This window comes from Lentzea aerocolonigenes, assembly GCF_000955955.1.
In the GTDB taxonomy this organism is placed as follows: domain Bacteria; phylum Actinomycetota; class Actinomycetes; order Mycobacteriales; family Pseudonocardiaceae; genus Lentzea; species Lentzea aerocolonigenes_A.
Genome location: NZ_JYJG01000083.1, coordinates 1 through 20535 on the forward strand (window position 1 = coordinate 1; position 20535 = coordinate 20535).

General features: G+C 67.3%; 25 protein-coding genes and 1 tRNA gene. 16 read left to right on the forward strand and 10 right to left on the reverse strand.

The annotated features are described in order from the left end of the window. Positions 1-2: 2 nt before the first annotated feature. Positions 3-78, reverse strand: a tRNA-Arg gene (locus tag UK23_RS13685). A gap of 173 nt (positions 79-251) precedes the next feature. Here UK23_RS13685 and UK23_RS13690 point away from each other — a divergent pair. Together UK23_RS13690 and UK23_RS13695 are read left to right on the forward strand one after the other, a co-directional pair. After that, positions 252-1103, forward strand: coding sequence for a hypothetical protein (locus UK23_RS13690; protein ID WP_156213084.1), 852 nt, complete (start codon positions 252-254; stop codon positions 1101-1103). A 9-nt stretch (positions 1104-1112) separates the two neighbouring features. Next, positions 1113-1847 (forward strand): FkbM family methyltransferase, encoded by a 735-nt coding sequence (locus UK23_RS13695; protein WP_052684644.1) that lies wholly within the window; start codon positions 1113-1115, stop codon positions 1845-1847. 55 nt (positions 1848-1902) lie between these two features. Here the strand turns inward: UK23_RS13695 and UK23_RS13700 are convergent, their stop codons facing one another. Continuing rightward, positions 1903-5100 carry a penicillin acylase family protein gene (locus UK23_RS13700; protein WP_082114633.1) on the reverse strand — a complete coding sequence of 1066 codons (3198 nt, stop codon included), beginning with the start codon at positions 5098-5100 and terminating at the stop codon, positions 1903-1905. 455 nt (positions 5101-5555) lie between these two features. On the opposite strand from UK23_RS13700, the gene UK23_RS13705 reads away from it, so the two are divergent. Continuing rightward, a complete protein-coding gene (locus UK23_RS13705; RefSeq protein ID WP_045311865.1) occupies positions 5556-6203 on the forward strand; it encodes a response regulator in 648 nt (215 codons plus the stop codon). 55 nt (positions 6204-6258) lie between these two features. On the opposite strand, the gene UK23_RS13710 is transcribed toward UK23_RS13705, so the two are convergent. The 3 genes from UK23_RS13710 to bluB all read right to left on the reverse strand — a co-directional run bounded on the left by UK23_RS13710 (position 6259) and on the right by bluB (position 9249). After that, entirely contained in the window at positions 6259-7758 is a 1500-nt protein-coding gene (locus tag UK23_RS13710) for a diguanylate cyclase (RefSeq protein ID WP_045311866.1), read from the reverse strand. An 87-nt stretch (positions 7759-7845) separates the two neighbouring features. After that, positions 7846-8610: a glycosyltransferase gene (locus UK23_RS13715; RefSeq protein WP_045311867.1), complete on the reverse strand. Its 765-nt coding sequence runs from the start codon at positions 8608-8610 to the stop codon at positions 7846-7848. Between the two features lie 12 nt (positions 8611-8622). Continuing rightward, positions 8623-9249: a 5,6-dimethylbenzimidazole synthase gene (gene bluB / locus UK23_RS13720; RefSeq protein ID WP_045311868.1), complete on the reverse strand. Its 627-nt coding sequence runs from the start codon at positions 9247-9249 to the stop codon at positions 8623-8625. Between the two features lie 84 nt (positions 9250-9333). On the opposite strand from bluB, the gene UK23_RS13725 reads away from it, so the two are divergent. Continuing rightward, the gene (locus UK23_RS13725) at positions 9334-9690 is read left to right on the forward strand and encodes a hypothetical protein (protein ID WP_156213085.1); all 357 of its coding nucleotides are present in this window, start codon (positions 9334-9336) and stop codon (positions 9688-9690) included. Here the strand turns inward: UK23_RS13725 and rpsR are convergent. Genes rpsR through rpmB form a run of 4 tightly spaced genes read right to left on the reverse strand, consistent with a single transcriptional unit; the run spans position 9638 to position 10602 of the window. After that, positions 9638-9868, reverse strand: coding sequence for a 30S ribosomal protein S18 (gene rpsR, locus UK23_RS13730; RefSeq protein ID WP_045311870.1), 231 nt, complete (start codon positions 9866-9868; stop codon positions 9638-9640). The two genes, UK23_RS13725 and rpsR, sit on opposite strands and share 53 nt — an antisense overlap. Continuing rightward, positions 9868-10161, reverse strand: coding sequence for a 30S ribosomal protein S14 (gene rpsN / locus UK23_RS13735; RefSeq protein WP_045311871.1), 294 nt, complete (start codon positions 10159-10161; stop codon positions 9868-9870). The genes rpsR and rpsN overlap by 1 nt, the downstream gene beginning before the upstream one ends. A gap of 1 nt (position 10162) precedes the next feature. Beyond that, entirely contained in the window at positions 10163-10330 is a 168-nt protein-coding gene (rpmG, locus tag UK23_RS13740; protein WP_045311872.1) for a 50S ribosomal protein L33, read from the reverse strand. Next, on the reverse strand, positions 10330-10602 hold the full coding sequence (rpmB, locus tag UK23_RS13745; RefSeq protein ID WP_419503880.1) for a 50S ribosomal protein L28: 273 nt from the start codon (positions 10600-10602) through the stop codon (positions 10330-10332). Before rpmB ends, rpmG begins: the two co-directional genes overlap by 1 nt. 20 nt (positions 10603-10622) lie before the next feature. Here rpmB and UK23_RS13750 point away from each other — a divergent pair, with 20 nt between their 5' ends. Genes UK23_RS13750 through rpmF form a run of 3 tightly spaced genes read left to right on the forward strand, consistent with a single transcriptional unit; the run spans position 10623 to position 11916 of the window. Further along, positions 10623-11507 (forward strand): GTP-binding protein, encoded by an 885-nt coding sequence (locus UK23_RS13750; protein WP_045311873.1) that lies wholly within the window; start codon positions 10623-10625, stop codon positions 11505-11507. Further along, a complete protein-coding gene (locus tag UK23_RS13755) occupies positions 11504-11755 on the forward strand; it encodes a type B 50S ribosomal protein L31 (protein ID WP_045311874.1) in 252 nt (83 codons plus the stop codon). Before UK23_RS13750 ends, UK23_RS13755 begins: the two co-directional genes overlap by 4 nt. Next, on the forward strand, positions 11755-11916 hold the full coding sequence (gene rpmF, locus UK23_RS13760; protein WP_045311875.1) for a 50S ribosomal protein L32: 162 nt from the start codon (positions 11755-11757) through the stop codon (positions 11914-11916). Before UK23_RS13755 ends, rpmF begins: the two co-directional genes overlap by 1 nt. Here the strand turns inward: rpmF and UK23_RS13765 are convergent. Continuing rightward, positions 11913-12557: a histidine phosphatase family protein gene (locus tag UK23_RS13765; protein ID WP_045311876.1), complete on the reverse strand. Its 645-nt coding sequence runs from the start codon at positions 12555-12557 to the stop codon at positions 11913-11915. The two genes, rpmF and UK23_RS13765, sit on opposite strands and share 4 nt — an antisense overlap. A gap of 74 nt (positions 12558-12631) precedes the next feature. On the opposite strand from UK23_RS13765, the gene UK23_RS13770 reads away from it, so the two are divergent. The 9 genes from UK23_RS13770 to lepB all read left to right on the forward strand — a co-directional run bounded on the left by UK23_RS13770 (position 12632) and on the right by lepB (position 20515). After that, the gene (locus UK23_RS13770; protein WP_045311877.1) at positions 12632-12964 is read left to right on the forward strand and encodes an EthD family reductase; all 333 of its coding nucleotides are present in this window, start codon (positions 12632-12634) and stop codon (positions 12962-12964) included. Beyond that, positions 12961-13785, forward strand: a complete 825-nt coding sequence (locus UK23_RS13775) for a 3-hydroxyacyl-CoA dehydrogenase family protein (RefSeq protein ID WP_082114634.1) — start codon at positions 12961-12963, stop codon at positions 13783-13785. The genes UK23_RS13770 and UK23_RS13775 overlap by 4 nt, the downstream gene beginning before the upstream one ends. A gap of 10 nt (positions 13786-13795) precedes the next feature. Then, positions 13796-14959, forward strand: coding sequence for a GNAT family N-acetyltransferase (locus tag UK23_RS13780; protein WP_045311886.1), 1164 nt, complete (start codon positions 13796-13798; stop codon positions 14957-14959). Beyond that, positions 14959-15744, forward strand: a complete 786-nt coding sequence (locus tag UK23_RS13785) for an SAM-dependent methyltransferase (RefSeq protein ID WP_045311878.1) — start codon at positions 14959-14961, stop codon at positions 15742-15744. Before UK23_RS13780 ends, UK23_RS13785 begins: the two co-directional genes overlap by 1 nt. Positions 15745-15781: 37 nt before the next feature. Then, on the forward strand, positions 15782-16762 hold the full coding sequence (locus UK23_RS13790; protein ID WP_231114499.1) for a nucleotidyltransferase domain-containing protein: 981 nt from the start codon (positions 15782-15784) through the stop codon (positions 16760-16762). A 129-nt stretch (positions 16763-16891) separates the two neighbouring features. Beyond that, positions 16892-17503: a trimeric intracellular cation channel family protein gene (locus UK23_RS13795; protein ID WP_045311888.1), complete on the forward strand. Its 612-nt coding sequence runs from the start codon at positions 16892-16894 to the stop codon at positions 17501-17503. Between the two features lie 69 nt (positions 17504-17572). Continuing rightward, positions 17573-18268 (forward strand): response regulator transcription factor, encoded by a 696-nt coding sequence (locus tag UK23_RS13800; RefSeq protein WP_045311879.1) that lies wholly within the window; start codon positions 17573-17575, stop codon positions 18266-18268. After that, positions 18265-19659: a HAMP domain-containing sensor histidine kinase gene (locus UK23_RS13805; RefSeq protein ID WP_045311880.1), complete on the forward strand. Its 1395-nt coding sequence runs from the start codon at positions 18265-18267 to the stop codon at positions 19657-19659. Before UK23_RS13800 ends, UK23_RS13805 begins: the two co-directional genes overlap by 4 nt. 10 nt (positions 19660-19669) lie before the next feature. Next, positions 19670-20515, forward strand: coding sequence for a signal peptidase I (lepB, locus tag UK23_RS13810; protein WP_231114500.1), 846 nt, complete (start codon positions 19670-19672; stop codon positions 20513-20515). Positions 20516-20535: the final 20 nt, after the last annotated feature.

Consider the following 20535-nt stretch of genomic DNA (forward strand, 5'->3'; position numbering starts at 1 on the left):
GGTGGTGCCCCAGGCAGGATTCGAACCTGCGACACACGGTTTAGGAAACCGATGCTCTATCCCCTGAGCTACTAGGGCTGGCACGAGCAGTCTAGCGGGGTGGCGCCACCGAGTTGACCAGCGCCCCCGCCTAGCGCCGCACGAGCTGCCGCTCACGCACTGTGAGGGGCCGGGCGAGATGCCTGCGGCCGTTGGAGGGAAGTGAGGCAGGCCACCTTCAAACCGGCAGAAACGTCAGGTAGGGAGGGGGCGTGAGCAGACCCTGGCCCGACTTCCGTCCTGGACCGCTTGGCGCCCTGAAAGCCTGGTGGCGTCGGCGGGTGCCTGGGCGTGCTGAGGACATCACCTTCGTGCCGCCGGTCAGCAGTCACCAGCAGGAGTTCGAGACGCCGTTGCCCAGTGCGGTGTACGGGCTGGACTTCAACCTCAAGCTGACGATCGTGTGGCGGCTCGATCTGGCTACGGGGCTCAGGCACAACGCGCCGCGGAGTGCTGCGATCCATCACGTTTTGCAGCGGGCCAAGGAGATCAGCGGCAAGGCGATGTTGGTGCACCATGCGGCGCTGCAGGTGCAGCTCGCGGACGAGCTTGCCACTGAGCGGCAGGTGCCCGGTACGCACATTTGGGCGCGGGCCGAGGGGGTCAAGGTCAGCACGAATGACGACGATCTGGAGATGGCTCGGAAGCACATCGCGTTGCTCAGGAACTCGACGCTCAAGTTGGCCGAGCGGGATGTTGAGCGGGCCGAGATCAGGTACTTGAGGGACGAGGTGCTGACGGACGTTGGCACGGCGACGATCTGGTGGTTGCAGCGCAACGGGTATCAGGTCGAGGAGGCGGTGAAGTTGTCTAGTCACCTCGCTGAGCTCGTGCAGATCGCGCAGCAGCAGCCGGCGAAGCATTGGGCCGAGTCGCTGGTCAGCAGTGTGGAACGGGCGTTGCCTGAGCTTGAGGACGCGCATCGGAAGGACTTGAAGCAGCACCTGGTCAAGGCGTTGAGCGTGTACGGCGGGTCGCGGGTGGCGGCTGAGTTCGCTGACCGGATCGGGTTGCCCGCTGGCGAACAGCATGCGAACGGGCAGCACACGAACGGGCACGTCTAGGGTGTTCGGGTGCTGACCGAACTTCGCAGTGCCGCGGTGGTTGCCGGGTTGCGGGCGCTTGCCCGGCTCACGCCTTATGCCGAGGCGGAGCTGATCGGGCTCCGTCAGATCGTCCGGCCTGGAGACGTCTGTGTGGACGTCGGGGCCGCGCTTGGCTTGTACACGGTCACGTTGTCGAGACTGGTTGGTCCACAAGGGACTGTGCACAGCGTCGAGCCGCTCGTGTTCGCGCACCCCGCGCTCAGCTACCTGCTCAGGCCGCGGGAGGGGCGGAACATCCGCAGGCACTCGGTGGCGCTGGGGAACGGGCAGGGGCGCGAGGTCATGAGCGTGCCGGTGAGGCACGGGAGTCCGGTTACCGGGCGGTCGTTCCTCACGGTGGGGGCCAAGGGGCTCGGGTCCAACGAGGAGTTCGACGAGCACCTGGACGTCGTGGTGAAGACGGACACGCTGGACCACTTCGTCGAGGAGCAGGGGATCGGCAGGCTCGACTTCGTCAAGGCGGATGTCGAGGGGGCCGAGCTGCGTGTGCTCGAGGGTGGCGAGAAGACCATCGAGCGGTTCAAGCCGGCGTTGCTGCTGGAGATCGAGGAACGGCACGTCGAGCGCTTCGGGTACCGGGCGCAGGACGTCGCGGACTTCCTGACGGAGCGCGGGTACCGGATGAGCACGTGGCAGGCGAACCGGTGGGTGCCGACCGGCAGGATCGGTGGCGAGACGCGGAACTACCTGTTCAGGGCCTGAAATTAGTAGAGGCCGCCGACCCCTGGGGGTGGATCGGCGGCCTCATCTCGAAGGTCTACAAGCTGTAGACCTCAAGCTCGTACAGGGAGTATCCGTAACGAGTGGCCCGTTGGGTACCCGTCAATCGGAGGTATCTCGCGTCCTGTGCTGCAAACGCTACGACATCCTCGCCTCCGTCGCCACTACTTGTGGAGAAAACGTTCCGCCAAGTCGTGCCGTCATTGGAAAGCTCGATGCGATAGCCGCTGCCGTAGGCCGACTCCCAGTGCAACACTGCGCGACCGATCCGTTGCACAGAGCCAAGGTCCACCTGGAGCCACTGGTTGTCGCTCCAGTCGCTGGCCCAGCGGGAACCGAGGTTGCCGTCCAGCACGTGCGACGGCGGGAGGTTGTTCGCTCCCGATTCGTGGGACGACGCGGAAGCGGTTCCAGTGGCAGCCACGTTGGCGATGTTCTGGCCGCGGCGGGACGGGAACTGCACGACCTGCTGGAAGGTCGGGCGGTTCTGCCAGTGGATCTTCTCCTGGGTGATGCCGCCCATGGCGCGGTGGATGATCGTGTCGGCGCACCACTGGTCACCGGCGGCGCAGTCGGCGTCACCGGGGTAGACCTGGTTGGCGGGCTTGGCGACCGCGGCCTTCAGGGAATCGACCATCGCCGTGCGGCAACCGGACAGAGTGCCGCCGCCGCAGTAGGTCTGCGGGAAGGCTCCCTGCACCGGGTCTCCGAGGACCTTGCGCAGGTCCTTGTCCACGTAACCCCACCAGCCGTACTGGAACGACGAACCCTTGTGCGGCGCGGCGCCGTGCGCGTCGGACGGGGACTCGTCCACCTGCTGCGCACCCACGATCGCGTCGTACAACCCATCACCCAGCGACGGCTTGAACTCGGCCTGCACCAGAAGCGGCCACCAGGCATCAAGGATCCTGATCGCCTCGGCGTTGGCGTAGGTCTTGCTGCCCTTCGCGGTCTCCTTGCGCAACGAGCCGGAGCGCTGCCAGTCCTTCAGCTTCTGCACGACCGGCGCGAGCGTCGAGTCCAGCGGCGCCGACTCCAGCACCCGCAGCAGCTCCGGCAGCACCTCCTGGGCACGAAGGTCGGCCACCGCGGCCTCTGCCATCGCCTTGGTCAGCGAAGCACGCGTGACTTTCTGACCTGACGAAACCAAGGCCTTGACGCGAACGTCCAGGAGGTTGCCGCGGTGCACGGCGCTGTGACCGAAGCCGCCGAACGTGAAGTCCTTGGCCTGCTTGTTGTTCCAGGAGATGTAGTAGTCCTGGTTGATCGAGTTCGGGTGTCCGGCGAACGGCATCACCGCGGAGACGTTCTCGTTGCCGTCCCAGTCGACCCACTCGTACTCGGCACGGCCCCACGTCGGCAGGTTCGGGTCCACAGTGGACCGGCGCACCGGGTTCAGGCCCGAGTTGAAGTACGCGACGTCACGGGAGTCCGCGTAGAACCAGTTGAACGCGTACCCGATCTTGTTGGCCGCGCGCTGGAAGTCCGCGGCCGAATGGATCGCGCCAGGATCGTTGAGCTCCTGGAACCCGATGATCGAGTCGACCTCGTGCATGTACGTGGAACGCAACGTCGCGTACGCCACGACCTTGCCGCCCACGGTGGCACGGCTGGTGACCAGGCCGTACTTGGTCCGCCACATCACCAGCGTGTAGGAGCCCGCCGCCGTGCCATCGGCAACCGTCGGCTTCCAGGCGTTCTTGCGCTCCAGGCGTTCCATCGGCAAGCAGGCACCGTGGAACAGGTAGGAGGTAGAAGCCTTGGTAGCAGGGGAACCGTCCGCGTTGCACAGCTCCACGGCGTACGTGTCGATCATGTCCTGCGCGGAGGAGGTCGCGCTCCACGAGTAGTCGACACCGCGGCCGAGCTGCACGTACATCGACACACCGGCGAACGAGACACCGCGCGAACGGACGCCCGGACCGTTGAGCTCCTGCAGCATCAGCAACTGCGGCGCGAAGTATCCGGTCTGCGGACCCCACACGGCGATCGGGTTGCCGGAATCGGTGTACGCACCGGACACCGCCAGCGCGTTGGACATGCCGTGCTTCTTGTTCAGCAGATCGGCCGGCAGGACACCGTCGGAGAAGATCCCGCGCGCCTTGGCGACGTCCTCGGCAGCAGGCACCGCAACGGCAGCACCCGTGCCGCCCACCTCGTCGTAGATCATCCGCTCCGGCGTGATGCTGCCGGAGTCCGGAAGAGCCACGCCCTGAGGCGAAGCCGGAGAAGCCGAGTACGGGAACGACTGTCCGTTGTGGAGAGTGAGCACCGCCTCCGGGTCGTTCTCCGCCCGGAACGCCTGCCACACCTGCTCACCAACAGCAGCGCCGTACTTGTTCTGCGCGGCCAGCTTCACCAGCGCCGACTGCACCTCACCGCCACCGCCGGCACCGAACAGGCCGCCGACGACCGAGGCGATCGCCACCATGTCCGTCGACTTGAACGGCTGGATGTCGTTCCAGTTCGTGATCGAGTCGGCGTGCCCGGTCAGCACGTACTCGCCGGGGAAGTTGCGAGCGGAAACGGACTGCGTGATGTAAGCGTTGATGCCGGAGATGTAGTCGTTGACGTCGGCCACCGCCTGACGCCCGCGTTCACCACCCCCAGCCGCAGCCGAGTCGATCTGCTTCTGCAGGTCCGCCTCGGTGTACGGGATCTGGTTGTAGAAGCTCTGCTCCAGCACCCGGTTCGACGGAGCACCGCCGGCGAAGCCCGACAGTTGACCGCGGCCGAGGTGGCGGAACAGGTCCATCAGCCACAACCGGTCCTGCGCGGCCGCGAATCCGGCGCCGTACATCGTCCCGGACCGCGTGGTGCCGGTGATGTGCGGCATGCCGATCTTCTTGTCCCGCACGATGGTCACGTCCGCGCGGGGCTTGATCGTGCTCTGGACCTGGTCCGCCGGCACGCCGAACGACGAGTCGTTGAAGAAGTTCGTGAGCTGGTCGTTGGTCAAGCTGCTGTAGCCGTTGACCAGGGCGTCGTACTTGCCCAGTTGGTCGTTCGAGTGCGCGGGCATCGTCTTGAACGCCTTGTGCGTCAGGATCTCGGCCAGCGTCGCGTTGCCGTTGTTGCCAGGCGGCACGATGTCACCGCACTGGCCGAGGCAGTAGTCGTCAGCAGCGAACGCGGACTCTCGCGAGTCGGCCTGGGCGGCTGACGGAACGATCAAGAGGGAGGCGGTGACGGCGGCGGTCGCCAGCAGGGACGTCACCGGATTGGCTCTCCGCATGGCGCGAAGCTCCTCTCCGAACAGGGCAGGGGCAGGGACAGACAGGGTCTGTGTGACGCACGTTACTTTCCAGTAGGCCTATTGCGAAAGACCTTCGCGTTTTCGTGACCGAACCGAATGAACTGTATCGGTTCAGAAGACGATCAACAGTCCGTATGGGCAGAAACGAGAACGGCAATCCGATTCCACCGGTCGTATCTGTGTTTCTGGTACGACATTCCACTAAGTGGGATTTTCGCGTTTGGTCACTCAGGGTTCCGACAGAACCGGCCAAGTCCTGGTGGCATGCCTACGCAGCGAAGTCGGCAGTCAATTCCGGTAACTGTGAACGGCGGCCGTGATCTCGAAAAACTGTTACCACATGATGAGATAACTGAGAATTAACGTGACCTTCTACGTGTGTACGTGAAGATCACGAACATGAGGGAGCACGGAACGCCAATGCGGGAGGCGTCGTGATCAAGGTTCTGCTGGCCGACGACGAGGATCTCGTCCGCTCCGGCCTTCGCATGATCCTGAGCAGCGTCGGGGACATCGAGGTCGTCGCGGAATGCGATGACGGGCACCTGGTAGCCGACCTGGCACGCCAGCACCGTCCTCACGTGGTCCTGCTCGACATCCGGATGCGCACATCGGACGGGCTCGCGGCACTGCGGAGGCTGCGGACCCTGCCGGACCAGCCACGGGTCTGCATCCTGACCACGTTCGACGTCGACGAATACGTTTCGGAAGCCTTGAGACTCGGTGCGTCTGGCTTCCTGTTGAAAGACACCGAACCGGAACAGCTCGTCAAGGCCGTGCGTGATCTCGCGCGCGGTGGTGCGGTTCTCGACCCCGGTGTGGCGGCAAGGGTTCTCGCGGCCGTTGCGGACGGCGAGCGGATGGCCGAGCCGGCACGCAGGCTCCTCGCGAGCCTGTCCGAACGCGAGCGCGAGGTGCTCGTGCTGATCGGCCAGGGCATGTCCAACGCGGAGATCGGCGGCACCCTGCACCTGTCGGAGGCGACGGTGAAGGGCTACGTGTCGTCCGTGCTCGGCAAGATCGGCGCGGTCAACCGCGTGCAGGCCGCCCTGGTGGCTTACCGCGGCGGGCTGATCGCTTGACGATGAAGGGAACCTTCATCAACCTCAGGTTTAGGAAGGTTCCCTTCATCAACAGCTAGTTGCCTGAGACGATCTCGGGAACTTCGTCAACTGAAGGTTCGACCTCGACCCTGTTGCGGCCGTGGCGCTTGGCTCGGTAGAGAGCCATGTCCGCGGCCGCGAACAGCTGGTCCAGCTTGGCCGGTCCCGCCGCGACACCGATGCTCACCGTCGGGCGGCGGACCGTGCCGAGCACCATCGTCCAGTCGTGGCCGTCGACGGCCGCGCGGATCCGCTCGGCCACGTTCGGGCCCACGTCCAGGTTCGGCCCGGTGTCCCCGAGCAGCACCACGAACTCGTCGCCGGCCCAGCGCGCCACCAGGTCGTCCGCCCGGCACTCACGCCGCAGCAACGCCGCGATCTCACGCAACGCCGCATCGCCCGCGGCGTGGCCCGCGTCGTCGTTCACGCCCTTGAACCAGTCCACGTCGACCAGCACGAGCCACGGCACCCGCCCGCGCGCCGCCGTCGACTCCAGCAACGCCGCCGCGGCACGTTCCAGCCCGAGCCGGTTCGCCAGCCCGGTCAACGGATCACGCGCCGCGGCCTCCTGCGCCGCCACCGCGAGCCGTTGTGCCTGAACGGCCACCCGGCGCTGCTCCAGCGCCTGGCCCAGGCCTTCCTGCAACGTCTCCGTGGCCGTGCGCGAAGCCTGCATCGACCGCCGCAGCGCCTCGGCCTCACCGACCGAGTCGCCCAGCGAGTGGCAGATGTCCGCGAGTTCCGTGGAGAACCGCAGCAGCAGCGACGTGTCGTTGATGCGTTCGGCATTGGCGACCGCACGCGACGCGAGTGTGCGCGCCTCGTCGAAATCACCTTGCTCACGCCGAACCACGGCCAGCACCCAGTTGCCGACGGAGATGCCCCAGAGGTCATTCGCGTCCAGCGACAGCCGCAGGGTCTCGGCGCCGGTCTCCTCTGCCTTCTCCAACTGACCGACACCGGCCAAGGAGCGGGCACAGGCACCCATCAACGCGCGGCGCATGACCTCCTCCTTGACGAGCCCCAGGCCTTCGTCGAGGTACGCCAGCGCCTCCTCGAAGATCGCCGGAGCCGCCGCGGGAGGTCCCGAGCAGGCGCGGAAGTTCAGTGAACCGCCGAGGCGCTGCAGACAGTGCGCCAACGTGTCGGTGTTGCCCGCGCGGCGAGCCACCTGCACCGACAGCCGCAGCATGTCCAGAGCGGCACGCCGGTTGCCGATGCCCTCCATGAGGTAGCCGAGCGAGCCCATCGTCTGCGCGACTGCGGGGCTGTCCGCGCGGTCCGCGTCGAGGTCCGTCCACCCCTCGGCAGCCAATTCCAGGGCGAGAGGAATACGACCGAGCCGCCACGCCATGACGGCGCGGTTCACCAGCACGGCGGATCGAACCCAGCGGTCCGCGCCGGGTGACACCTTGGTGACCACCTCGTCGAAAAGACTGTTCGCCTCCGGCAGGCGGCCAGCGTTGAGCAACGCGCGGACCTCTCGGTCCAGCCGCGGAATCTGGCCCGCTACCAGCGGATCACGCTGCTCCACTCGTTCATCGACTCCGTTCCGACTCGCCGAGCGGCCTGCACAGGCTACCGGGACGGTCGCGCCCCGTACCGGTCGTGGTGCAGGACGTCATCGCGTGGTGGTCGGTTGCCCCAACAGGGTGCGCAGTGCCCTGGCTCGATCGACGATCATTCCGTAGCGCAGTTCCTTGTCAACGGGGTCGTTGTGGATGCCTGTCGCGGTCACCTGCGCGGGGTGCTTGCGGTAGAGCATGCCGGGTGTGCCGATGAAGTACCCGGCCGAGACCGTTTGCAAAGCCATCAACAGGCCCGTGTCGGCCGATCGGGGCAACCCCATCCACGCGCCGAGCGCGAGCAGCAGCTCTCGCCGGACGCACATCGTGCCCGGAACGACAGGCAGCCGCCAGTCGTCCCGGACGAAGGTGTCGAGCAACCAGCCGGGTTCGAGCACCCCCTCCGCCGGATCGCCGAACTCCCAGGAGACGACCTCCCCGTCCGGCAGGAGGTCCAGCGCGGCGGACGTCACCCAGCCGACGTTCTCGTGCGTGAGCAGGACCTGGACGTCCCGCTCCAGCGCACCCTCGGTCAGCCGGTCGTCCCCGTCGAGGTTCCGGACGAACTCGCCGGTGGACCGCGCGAAGGCCAGGTTCCTGGTGCACGCCTCACCGGAGGCGGGCGAGAAGGCCGCGATCTTCACCCGAGGGTCGGCGGGGAGCAGCCGCGACACCGCGCCGCCGTCATCGCCGTCGTGCTGCACCAGCCATTCCCACTCCCACCCGTCCGGCAGAGCCTGCGCACGCAGCGATGCGTAGGCCTCTGGCAGATACCGCACGTGGGGCGGATGTACCGGTGTCACGACCGAGATGATTCGCATGCACAAGCTCCGTCAGTTGCGCCGGCCGAACGAGTCGTAGTGGAGCACGTCGTCGAGCGGCAGTCGGTTGCGCCAACCGTGACGTTCCAGATCGGGCGTGTCGGGCAGGGACCTGACCGGTCCCACGCACAGCCACGCGACCGGACGGACCCTCGTGGGGATGTCCAGCAGACGGCGCAGCACATCTTCCCGGTAGAAGCTCACCCACCCGACACCGAGGCCCTCTTCCGTCGCGGCCAGCCACAGATTCTGGATGGCCAGACACACGGAGTACAAACCAGCGTCCGCGATCGCGTGCCTGCCCAGCACCGCCGGCGAACCGCGGTCGGGGTCGTAGGTGACGACGATGCCCAGCGAGGACTCCATCACGCCTTCGACCTTGATGCGGGAGAAGGTCTCCGCTCGTTCCTGATCGAGCTGGGCCGTGAAGACCGAGCGCTCGGCCTGGACGTGGTCGCGGAAAGCGCGCCGAATCGATTCATCGCGCACCAGCACGAAGTCCCACGGCTGGGAAAGGCCGACACTCGGGGCGGCGTGAGCTGCGGTGAGGACGCGGCGCAGCACCTCCGGCGAGATTTCCTCGCCGGTGAACTCGGCGCGCGTGTCCCTGCGGCGGTGCACTACTTCGTACAGGTTCATTCGTGCGATCGTGCCTCACTCGAAAGCACCAACTTCACGCTGGAGAGGTGGCGCTGATCTCATCCGAGGCGATACACCGATTGGATGCGAAGAATGAAAGGTGGTTACGGCTCCGCGCTCGGATTCGGCTGCGGAGTCGGCGTGACCACGTTCACCGGTGCCTGGCCGCTGCTCGCCCTCATCCTGCTCGCCGCCGTCGTCGTGATCGTGTCCCTGCGGACAACGATCTTCGGCGCAGGGCTGGCCGCACTGCAGTGCTGGGGCCTCTACGCGACCTTCTTGGTAGGTGTTCGTGGCGATCTGACGGTCGACGAACACACGACCTGGGCGCTCGCGTTGCTGGTGCAGCTCGCCGTGCTGGCCTTCCTGGCCAGCACGGCGGTCCGCGTCATCGCCCTTGTGACGGGTACGGCAGCAGGGCCATCTCCCGTGCGTTCTTGATGGCCGTGGCGACCTGACGCTGCTGCTGCGGCGTCAGGCCGGTGACCCGGCGGGACCGGATCTTGCCCCGGTCCGAGATGAACTTGCGCAGCAGCGTGACGTCCTTCCAGTCGACGACGATCACGCCCTCCTTCGCGAGGAGGTTCTGCCTGCGCTTCAACGGCTTGCGTTCGCGCATCACCAGCTCGCCTTCGAGACGCCGGGAAGTTCGCCCCGGTGGGCCATTTCCCGCAACCGCACGCGCGACAACCCGAACTTCCGGTTGTACGCCCGCGGTCGCCCGTCCACGACGTCCCGGTTGCGCAGCCGGGTCGGTGACGCGTCGCGCGGCAGCTTCTGCAGGCCGCGCAACGCTTCCTCGCGCGTTTCGGGGTGACGCAGCATCTCCTTGAGCTCCGCGCGTCGTTCCGCATACCGGGCCACGACCTCGCGGCGGCGCTGGTCCGCGGCGATCTTCGACTTCTTCGCCACGTCAGCGCTCCTCTTTGAAATCGACGTGCTTGCGCGCCACCGGGTCGTACTTGCGCAGCACCAGCCGATCCGGGTCGTTGCGGCGGTTCTTCTTGGTCACGTACGTGTAGCCGGTGCCCGCGGTCGACCTCATCTTGATGATCGGGCGGACGTCGGTGCTCTTGGCCATCAGACCTTCACCCCTTGCTGCCTGAGCCGGGCGACGACGGCCTCGATGCCCAGTTTGTCGACGGTCTTGATGCCCTTCGTGGACAGCGTCAGCGTCACGTTCCGGTTCAGCGACGGCACCCAGTACCGCTTGCGCTGGACGTTCGGGTTCCAGCGGCGCCTCGTCTTGCGTTGCGAGTGCGAGACGCGGTTGCCGAAGCCCGGCTCACGGCCGGTCAGCTGGCAGTGCATGCCCACCGCCCACCTCCTGATCAAGTTTGAAACGACATCCATTTTCAACTACGGTACCTCACATGGAAACCGTTGTCGTTGTGGTGGCGGGGTTGGTGGACCACGACGTCGCTGTGCGGGTGTGGCGGGACCGGCCCGGTTCGGTGCTGGTCCGGCACGTGGCCGCGGAGACGTGCGTCCGGCGCTGGGTCGACGGCATCGCGACCGAAGTCGAGCTGCTGCACAACTGCGTGTCGTGCACCGTGCGCGAAGACCTGCGTGAGCTGCTCAAGGGCTTTGCCGGCCACACGGTCGTGCTGCACCTGGACCCGCTGCTCGAACCGGACGCCGTGCGCCGCAACCTCGGCGTGGACGTCGAGTGCGTGATCACGGTGATCGACGCGGAGAGCTGGCTGGACGACGCCTTGGGCGACGCTTCGATGGTCAGCGATCAGCGCACGGTCGCGCAGGTCGTCGTGGCGCAGGTCGAGGCGGCGGACGTGCTGGTGCTGCAAGGAGATGCGGACGAACGGACGTCGGCCGTGCTCGACCGGCTGGCTCCAGGAGCGCACCGGTGCACGCCGGACACGGTGGTCGTGCGCAAGAACTCCAGGCCCCGGATGATCCCGCTCACGCCCGACTGCGGTGTCTCGACGGCGGTTTTCACGGCGGACCGGCCGTTCCACCCGGCGCGGTTGAACGACGCGCTCGACTCGTTGCTCGACGGCACGGTGGTGCGATCGCGCGGCCGGCTGTGGGTCGCGGACGAGCCGGATCTGGCGCTGCACCTGGAATCCGCGGGCGGCGGACTGCACGTCGGCGAGGGCGGGCCGCGCGACGGCAGGACCACGCAGATCGTGGCGATCACGGTCGGCGCGCCCGACGACATCACGCAGGCGTTCGAGAGCGCGCTGCTGACCGACGACGAACTGTCCTTCGTGGACTCGATCCGAAAGATGGCGATATGAAGTCAGGCATCCACCCCGACTACCACCCGGTGGTCTTCCAGGACGCGTCGACGGGCAAGACGTTCCTGACCCGCTCGACGGCGACGTCGTCCAGGACGATCGAGTGGGAGGACGGCAACAGCTACCCGTTGCTGGTCGTCGACATCACCGCCGACTCGCACCCGTTCTGGACGGGCACGCAACGGCTCGTCGACACCGCGGGCCGGGTCGAGAAGTTCAACCGCCGCTACGGAAAGCGAGAGCGCTGATGGCCGTTCCCAAGCGCAGGACCTCGCGTTCCAACACCCGGCACCGGCGCAGTCAGTGGAAGGCCACGGCGCCGGACCTCGTACGCGTCAGGACGTTGGACGGCAAAGAGCTTCTCGTGCCACGCCGACTGGTCGCCGCGTACAAGCGGGGACTCCTCTAGGAATGCTGGACCGTCCCGTCCGGTGAGTCGCGCCACTGGTCGAAGGGGCGGTCCAGCTTCCACCCCGTGCCGTCGTGGTCGAGCACGCGGTTCTCGCACGTGTCCACGTTGGACAGCGACTCGAACAGCTCGATGCTCCAGTCGAACAACCTGCGGCACAGCAACCTGATCGTCAGACCGTGCGACACGATCAGCACGGTCTTCGGGTGCGTCTCGTCCTCGTGCAGCCGCACCGTCAAGCCGTCCAGGAACGCCGCCACCCGGTCGTCGACATCCGCGCCGGACTCGCCGTTGGGCAGCCGGAAGAAGAAGTGCCCGAACGCGTGCCGCTGGTGCTTGAGCACCTCCTGCTCCGCGGGGTCCTGCAGGTTGCCCCAGTCCTGCTCGCGTACACGGGGCTCGGTGATGATCCGCTCGGCGTCGACGCCCAGCAGCTCGAACGTCCGGCGCGTCCGCTTGTAGGGCGAGACGTAGGCCGCCACCGGACCGTCGCCGATGAGTTCCTTGATCGTGGCTCCTGCCGCACGTGCCTGCTGTTCGCCCAGGCCGGTCAGCGGCAGGGCGTGGTCGGGGATGCGGCAGTAGGCGAGCTCGTCGACGTTGCCGAGGCTCTGGCCGTGGCGCAACAGGATGATCCGCACGCTTCCATCGTGCCTCAGCCGGGCACCCTGCTCGGGCGTTACAGTGCTGGGCGAGTCGAGGAGGAAACCGTCACATGATCAAGTACATCGCGCTGTACAAGAAGCCCGCGAACCCCGAGGACTTCGACGAGAAGTACTTCGGCACGCACATGCCGATCGCCGACTCGGTGCCGGGACTCGTGCGCGCCGAGGTCGCCAAGGTGCAGCGGGTGTTCCTGGCCGGGTTCCTCGGTGACACCGAGCCGTACATGATCGCCGAGCTGTACTTCGACTCCGCGGAATCGATGAAGGCCGCCTTCAAGACGCCCGAGTGGGCCTCGTCCGGCGCGAACCTCACCGAGATCGGCGGCATGGAGCTGGTCGCGATGTTCAGCGCCGAAGTGATCGATTCTGGGGAAGTGGCGTGAAGGCCGTCGTCATCGGCGGCGGCACGATGGGCGCGGGCATCGCGCATCTCCTGCTCGCGCACGACCACCAGGTCTGGCTCGTCGAGGCCGACGCCGAACGGGCCCACGCCGCCTTCCTGGGTGTGAAGGCCTCGCTGCACCGGGCCGAGGCCAAGGGCAAGCTCAAGTACGACGGTCAGGCCGACGAGCTGCTGGCGAACCTGACCGTGGCCGAGCCGCCGGAGGACGCCGAGCTGGTGATCGAGGCCGTGCCGGAGAACGTGCCGCTCAAGCAGAAGGTGCTCGGCGACGCCGCCGCGAAGTGCCCGAACGCGATCCTGGCGTCCAACACGTCGTCGCTGTCGATCTCCGAGATCGCCGCCGGCCTCCCCGGCGAACGTGTGCTGGGCATGCACTTCTTCAACCCCGTCCCGGTCCAGCAGCTCGTCGAGCTCGTGCACCACGAGGGCGTCGACCCCGCGAACGTGGCCAAAGCGCGAACGTGGGCCGAAGAAATGGGGAAGACGGTCATCGAGGTCCGCGACTCGCCGGGCTTCGCGACCTCCCGTTTGGGGGTGGCCGTTGGCATGGAAGCGATTCGCATGCTGGAGGAAGGCGTCGCGAGCGCGGCCGACATCGACACCGGCATGAAGCTCGGCTACCGCTGGCCGATGGGTCCGCTGGAGCTCACGGACCTGGTCGGACTCGACGTCAGGCTGGCGATCGCGGAACACCTCGCCGCGCAACTGGGGCCGCGCTTCGACCCGCCGCAGTTGTTGCGGGACAAGGTCGCGCGAAACGAGCTGGGAAAGAAGACGGGCCAGGGCTTCTTTTCCTGGTAGATAGTTGTCCGTGCACATCCGTGAGTACACCGAGGACGACCTCGACGCGGTCTTCCGCCTGCGCAAGCTCGCCTTCAACTCGTCAGAGCGGCCGGAGAAGCTGGTCCAGCCCGGCAAGCACGGACTGGTCGCGGAACTGGACGGCAAGGTCGCCGGGGTGCTCGGCATCGGCGAGTACGCGCAGTTCTACGGCGGCGCCCCGGTCCCGATGGGCGGGATCGGCGGCGTCTCCGTCAACGGCGCCACGCGTGGCCGTGGCGTCGCGGGGGCGTTGCTGGACAAGGCCTTGTCCACCATGCGGGAACACGGGCAGCCGATCTCGGTGCTCTACGCGACCGTGCCGAACCTGTACCGGAAACGGGGCTGGGAACGCGCAGGGCTCTTCCAGTGGGTCGAAGTGCCGATGGACAGGTTGCTCTCAGCACCGGCGCCCACCGAGCTGATACCTTCGCGCCCCGCGGATGAGAGCGATCTCACCGCGATGCACGACTGCTACCTGGAGGTGGCGCGGACGATCGACGGCATGGCCGACCGTCGTCCGCCGAGGATCGACCTCGCGAAGGTGCTCGAGATGGACGTGGTGAGCGTGCTGCCCGGCCCGAACGGCCTGCGCGGTTATCTGACGGCTCAGCGCGAGCCCAGCCACGACCGCGACATGGGTCGTCTCAAGGTGTACGACCTCATCGGCGTGGACGTCGAGGCCCAGCTGAACCTGCTCGCGACGCTCAAGTCCTGGGCGGGCACGCTCGAAACCGTCGACCTGCGGATCACCGACCCCGCCACGCTCGACCTGCTCGGCGCGACGCCACTGCGGTACGAGATGTCCACCTCGACCTGGATGCTGCGCGTCGTCGACCTGCCCGCCGCCGTGGCCGCGCGTGGCTGGCCGCGTCTCGCCGACGCCGCCGTCGACCTGGAGATCGTCGACGAGCACGCGCCGTGGCACGCCGGCAAGCAGCGCGTCGTCATCGAGGACGGCGTCGTCGGAGTCGAACCCGGCGGCACCGGTGCGGTTCGCCTGCACGCCAGGGCGCTCGGGCCGTGGTTCACCGGGTTCCAGAACACGCATGCGTTGCGGCGCGCGGGTTTGCTGGAGGGTGACCCGGCCGACGCGGCGGTGCTCGACCAGCTCGTCGGCGCTTCCGGTGTGCCGCGGCTGGCGGACTTCTTCTGATGACAGACGTCTACCACGAGGTCATGCGCGCGATCTGGGACCACAACCTGCACTTCGGACTCTGGACCTCCGTCGAGGACGAGTCGCCCAACCGCATCGCCGCCGAACGCATGACCGCCCTGCACATCGACAAGCTCGGCGCGCGGCACGGCTGGCGCGTCCTCGACCTCGGCCGCCGGGTCGGCACTTCGGCGTTCCGGCTGGCCGAGGCCTCGCACGCCGACATCGTGTCCGTGTCCCCCTGTGCCGAGCACGTCCGCCGTGCGAACGCCCGCGCGGAAGCGTTGTTCGTCGACGACCAGGTCCGGTTCGTGCACGGCGACCCGCACGCGATGCCGTTCGCCGGTGGCACGTTCGACGCGGCGTGGGCGGTGGAGACGTTGCCGCACTTGGGTGATCGCGTCAGCGTCCTGCGCGAGCTGGCACGCGTGGTGAAACCGTCCGGTGTGGTCGTGGTGTCCGACTTCGTGCAGCGCAAGCCGGTCGCGCAGGGTCTGCTCGACGAGCTGCAGCCGTTGCTGAACACCTACGACATCGAGGAGCTGCCCACGTTCGCCGGCTACCCGAAGTTGTTGGCGGCAGCGGGCTTGCAGGTCGTGGAACTGGTGGACCTCACCACGGAGACGCGCAAGACCGTGCCGCGGATGCAGGCCGGTGCCCGCGCGCACTACGACGCTCTTGTTGCCGCGCATGGAGAAGAGGCGCGGGAGTATCTCGACCAGATCCTGTCACCCATCGCGATCCAGCCGTCACTGGGTTATTTGCTGGCGGTGGCGCGCGTCTGAATTCGTCCGCACGCGTTCGCCAAGTAACAATGAACGGGTGACGGGGGACGACGAGGTGAGGCACGCCTACGGCGACAACATGGGTTGGCGCCTGAAGGGCTATGCCAAACGACGCAGCGGGCCACAGGTCAGCGTGCGGGAGATCTCCCGCGCCCAGTTCCTGGAGATCCGGCCGTTGTTCGACGCGGAGGACAACCCGTGGCTCGCCGGCCTCAACGAGGTGAGCCCCGAGATCTGGCCGCGCGTCGAACAGGTGCTCGGACCGCTGGACCCCGACCAGGACTACTACGTCACCGGGCATCCGCTGGACTGGGACAAGGACCCCGTCCAGGTCGCCCGTGACCTGATCGACGAACGGTTCCCGCTCGCCACGGCGGCGTTCCTCGGCGGCAGCGTCGCGGCCGGCAACTACACGGCGAACTCGGACCTGGACATCGTCGTGATCGTCGACGACCTGCCCAACGCGTTCCGGGAGACGCTGGAGCACCGCGGCTGGCCGGTCGAGCTGTTCTGTCACACGATCGAGTCATTCCAGGACTTCGTGGCCCGCGACACCCAGGACCGGCGCCCGCCGTTGCTGCACATGTGCGCCGAGGGGTTCCTCATGCTCGACGCCGACGGCACCGGCCAGTGCATGCGAGCCGAGGCGCGCGCTCTGCTCGACGTCGGCCCGCCGATTCCCACTGCCACCGAGCTGGAAGACCGCCGTTACGGCTGCACGGACCTGCTGGAAGACCTCATCGGGGCACGCGACGACGACGAGCGGCTGTTCGTCGCGGCACGGCTGCTGACCTGCGCGGGGGAGTTGGCGCTGGTCGTGCAGAACAAGTGGCTCGGGCACGGGAAGTGGCTGCTCAGGCGGCTCAAGGAGGCTAAGGCCGACGAGCTCGTGGACGCCTACCGGGCGTTGGCGCGGGGCGAGGGCGCCGAGTGGTTCATCGAGGTCGTGGAGCACGTGCTGGTGTCCGCGGGCGGGCGGCTGGAGGCTGGTTACCGCAGGGAAGCGACTCCTCGCTAGACCCGCTGGTGCCGCGACCGTCGGCCTGTGCCCCGTATTTCGCCGCTCAGAGGGGGCACCACGAGGCGCCCTGCTGAGTGGTGGAAGACGCGGTGAAGGCAGGCGGTCGTGGCACTAGTCTTCCTGTTCGTGCTGCTCATCGTCCTGGAACTGATCGGGATCGCGGTCTTCGCCGCGTCCGGCGCGGTGGCTGCCGTCCGTGCCCGGCTGGACGTGTTCGGCGTGATCGTCCTGGCACTCACCACTGCGTTGGGCGGCGGCATCATCCGCGACGTGCTGCTGGGCGTGCACCCGCCGACGAGCCTCAAGAACTGGCCGTACCTGCTGGTCGCCGGCGTCACGGGCCTGATCGTCTTCTGGTTCCACCCGCAGGTCGCGAAGCTCCGACGCACGGTGTTGCTGTTGGACGCCGTGGGGCTCGGCCTGTTCGTCACGTCCGGCACCACCACCGCGCTGGCTCTCGGCGCCACGCCCTATGCCGCGTGCCTCATCGGCATGACCACCGGTATCGGCGGCGGCGCCGTGCGTGATCTCCTCCTCCGTGAGATTCCATTGGTGCTGAGGAGAGAGATCTACGCCGTGGCCGCGCTCGCCGGAGCGGTCGTCGTCGCGATGGGCGAGTGGGTCCGGCTGCCGAAAGACCTGGTCGCGCTGACTGGTGCGTCAATAATCATCACCATCAGGCTGATTGCGCTCTGGCGGAAGTGGAATGCACCGGTCGCAAGAGGCCTCGAAGGCTAACGCCGAACTCACACGTGCAGTTAGGGACCTTCTCAGGCGCCTCTCAGATCCCTCAGCAACACTGCCCCTATGCGCATCCTCGTTGTCGACGACGATCGGGCGGTCAGGGAGTCACTCCGCCGTTCGCTCCAGTTCAACGGCTACCAGGTCGAGACTGCCGGAGACGGCATGCAGGCCCTGGAGTCGGTGACTGCCGCCAGGCCGGACGCCATGGTGCTCGACGTGATGATGCCGCGGCTGGACGGGCTGGAGGTGTGCCGGCGCCTTCGCAGCACCGGTGACGACCTGCCGATCCTCGTGCTGACCGCGCGGGACGCCGTGAGCGACCGCGTGTCCGGGCTCGACGCCGGGGCCGACGACTACCTGCCCAAGCCGTTCGCGCTGGAGGAGCTGCTGGCGCGACTGCGCGCGCTGCTGCGCCGTGCCGCCCAGGACGACGCCGCGTCCCAGCAGACCGCGGCCGTCCTCAAGTTCGCCGACCTCGAGCTGGACCCGTCCACCAGGGACGTCCGCCGGGGCGAGCGCTCCATCAGCCTCACCCGCACCGAGTTCGCGCTGCTCGAGCTCCTGCTGGCGCACCCGCGCCAGGTGCTGACTCGCAGCCGCATCCTGGAGGACGTGTGGGGATACGACTTCCCGACCTCGGGCAACGCACTCGAGGTCTACGTCGGGTATCTGCGCCGCAAGACGGAGGCGGAGGGGGAGCCGAGGCTGATCCACACGGTGCGCGGAGTGGGCTACGTCCTGCGGGAGACCCCTCCGTGATCTTCGAACCCCAGGGACGGCTGCAGAGGGCGTCGCTGCGGGCTCGGGTCACCTGGCTCGCGGCGTTCTGCGTCGCCGGGGCCGTGGCGTTGGTGTCGTTCGGCGCGTACATGATCGTGCGCAAGAGCGTGTACGACGCGCTCGACGAGGGCCTACGCCAGCGTGCCAACACGGTGGCGACCGGCTTCAAGGTCACCACCCCGGACGAGGTCCTGAACTACCCGGCGGCGTTCCTCGCGGCCGGCGACGTGAAGATGGGCCTGCTGCAGTCGAACACCGGCAAGATCTTCTACCCCAGGACCAGTGAGCCGCCGCCCACCATCGACGAGGCGTGGGAGGTCGCGGAGGGCGATCGCACCGACTACACCTGGACCGACCACAAGTCCGAGACGCGCGTGGTCGCCGTCCACTACGGGCCGGAGAACTCGGGCCAGGCGATCGTCATCGCGCAGTCGATGGTGCCGCAACGGACGACGCTGGCGAAGCTCAGCGTGGTGCTGCTGCTCATCGGTGGCGCCGGTGTGCTGCTGGCGGCCATCGCGGGCACGGCGGTGGCGCGCACGGGTTTGCGGCCGGTGCAACGGCTCACCGAGGCCACCGAACGCGTGGCGAACACTGGTGACCTGACGCCGATCCCGGTGTCGGGCGACGACGAGCTGGCGCGGTTGACGCACAGCTTCAACGCGATGCTCGGCGCGGTCGCGGAGTCGCAGGAACGCCAACGGCGGTTGGTCGCCGACGCGGGCCACGAGCTGCGCACGCCGTTGACTTCCATGCGCACCAACCTGGAGCTGTTGCTCGCCTCGGAACGCCCGAACTCCCCGACGTTGTCCCAAGAGGACAAAACGGAAATCCAGTCGGACGTGCGCGCGCAGATCGACGAACTCACCACGTTGATCGGTGACCTGGTCGAACTCGCTCGCGAGGACGCGCCTCAGGTCGTGCACGAACCCGTCGATCTCGTCGAGGTGGTAGAACGGTCTCTGGACCGCGCGCGCCGACGCGCCTCGAACGTCACGTTCGACGTGCAGCTGCAACCGTGGACACTTCTGGGTGATTCAAGTGCTCTCGAGCGCGCGGTGCTGAACCTCCTCGACAACGCGGTGAAGTTCAGTCCCTCGGGCTCAGCGGTGCGGCTGAGCCTGCGTCAGGTGGGCGACGGCAGCGCCGTGGTGGAGGTGGCGGACGCGGGCCCCGGTATCGCGGACGCCGATCTACCTCACGTTTTCGAGCGGTTCTACCGTTCGTCCGAGGCGCGGACCCTGCCGGGTTCCGGTCTGGGACTCGCCATTGTCAAGCAGGTGGCACAACGGCACGGCGGCACGGCCACCGCGGGCAGAGCGCCCGAAGGCGGTGCCCTGTTCACGTTGCGCCTACCCGGTCGTCCGTAAGGTGGGGCGTGTGAGTCATCGCGTGAACGACGATTCTTCGTCGACCTGGGAGACGACGCCTCCCACAGGAGACGGCCCCGCAGAACCCACGTCGCGGTTCTCGACGTCCGGTTCGCGGTCTTCGTCCCCCTCTTCGTACGAGGAGGACGACCCGGCGCCCAGGTTCTCCAAGAAGAAGGCGAAGAAGAAGCAGCCGTTCTGGAAAGAAGTCCTGGTCATCTTCGGCGTCGCGCTGGTGCTGACCATCACCATCCAGACGTTCGTCGCGCGTGTGTTCGTCATCCCGTCGGCTTCGATGGAGACGACCCTGCACGGCTGTACTGGTTGCGTGAACGACAAGGTGCTGGTCGAGAAGATCACGTACCTGTTCCGCGATCCGCAGCCGGGCGACGTCGTCGTGTTCCGCGGCCCGCCGAACTGGACGGGCGGCAAGGAGCCCCCGAACTTCTTCGTCGGCACGCTGCAGGACATGGGCTCGATGGTGAACCTGTCCGAGCCCAGTGGCACCGACTTCATCAAGCGCGTCATCGCGGTCGGCGGCCAGACCGTCGAGTGCTGCGACGACCAGGGCCGCGTCCTGGTCGACGGCAAGCCGCTGGACGAGCCGTACCTGAACTTCGGTGGCGGCCCGCGTCAGCAGGACTCGTTCGAGAAGGTCACCGTGCCCGCGGGCAAGCTGTGGGTGATGGGTGACAACCGCAACAACTCGTCGGACTCGCGCAAGCACGGCGACCCGACGCCCGCCGACGGTGCGATCCCGATCGCCAACGTGGTGGGCAAGGCGCGCGTGATCGTCATCCCGGTGAGCCGCTGGGGTTCGATCTCTGACTACAACCCGCAGACCGGCGGCAAGTAGCTTCCAAGATGAAGGGAACC

Bases quoted from the DNA above. Each gene is read 5' to 3' on its own strand.
- UK23_RS13800 (WP_045311879.1), top strand. From the start codon at position 17,573: ATGCGCATCCTCGTTGTCGACGACGATCGGGCGGTCAGGGAGTCACTC.
- rpmG (WP_045311872.1), bottom strand. From the start codon at position 10,330: ATGGCCAAGAGCACCGACGTCCGCCCGATCATCAAGATGAGGTCGACC.
- UK23_RS13785 (WP_045311878.1), top strand. From the start codon at position 14,959: ATGACAGACGTCTACCACGAGGTCATGCGCGCGATCTGGGACCACAAC.
- UK23_RS13755 (WP_045311874.1), top strand. From the start codon at position 11,504: ATGAAGTCAGGCATCCACCCCGACTACCACCCGGTGGTCTTCCAGGAC.
- rpmB (WP_419503880.1), bottom strand. From the start codon at position 10,602: ATGGATGTCGTTTCAAACTTGATCAGGAGGTGGGCGGTGGGCATGCAC.
- rpmF (WP_045311875.1), top strand. From the start codon at position 11,755: ATGGCCGTTCCCAAGCGCAGGACCTCGCGTTCCAACACCCGGCACCGG.
- UK23_RS13750 (WP_045311873.1), top strand. From the start codon at position 10,623: ATGGAAACCGTTGTCGTTGTGGTGGCGGGGTTGGTGGACCACGACGTC.
- UK23_RS13725 (WP_156213085.1), top strand. From the start codon at position 9,334: ATGCGAAGAATGAAAGGTGGTTACGGCTCCGCGCTCGGATTCGGCTGC.
- UK23_RS13715 (WP_045311867.1), bottom strand. From the start codon at position 8,610: ATGCGAATCATCTCGGTCGTGACACCGGTACATCCGCCCCACGTGCGG.
- bluB (WP_045311868.1), bottom strand. From the start codon at position 9,249: ATGAACCTGTACGAAGTAGTGCACCGCCGCAGGGACACGCGCGCCGAG.
- UK23_RS13700 (WP_082114633.1), bottom strand. From the start codon at position 5,100: ATGCGGAGAGCCAATCCGGTGACGTCCCTGCTGGCGACCGCCGCCGTC.
- rpsR (WP_045311870.1), bottom strand. From the start codon at position 9,868: ATGCGCGAACGCAAGCCGTTGAAGCGCAGGCAGAACCTCCTCGCGAAG.
- UK23_RS13770 (WP_045311877.1), top strand. From the start codon at position 12,632: ATGATCAAGTACATCGCGCTGTACAAGAAGCCCGCGAACCCCGAGGAC.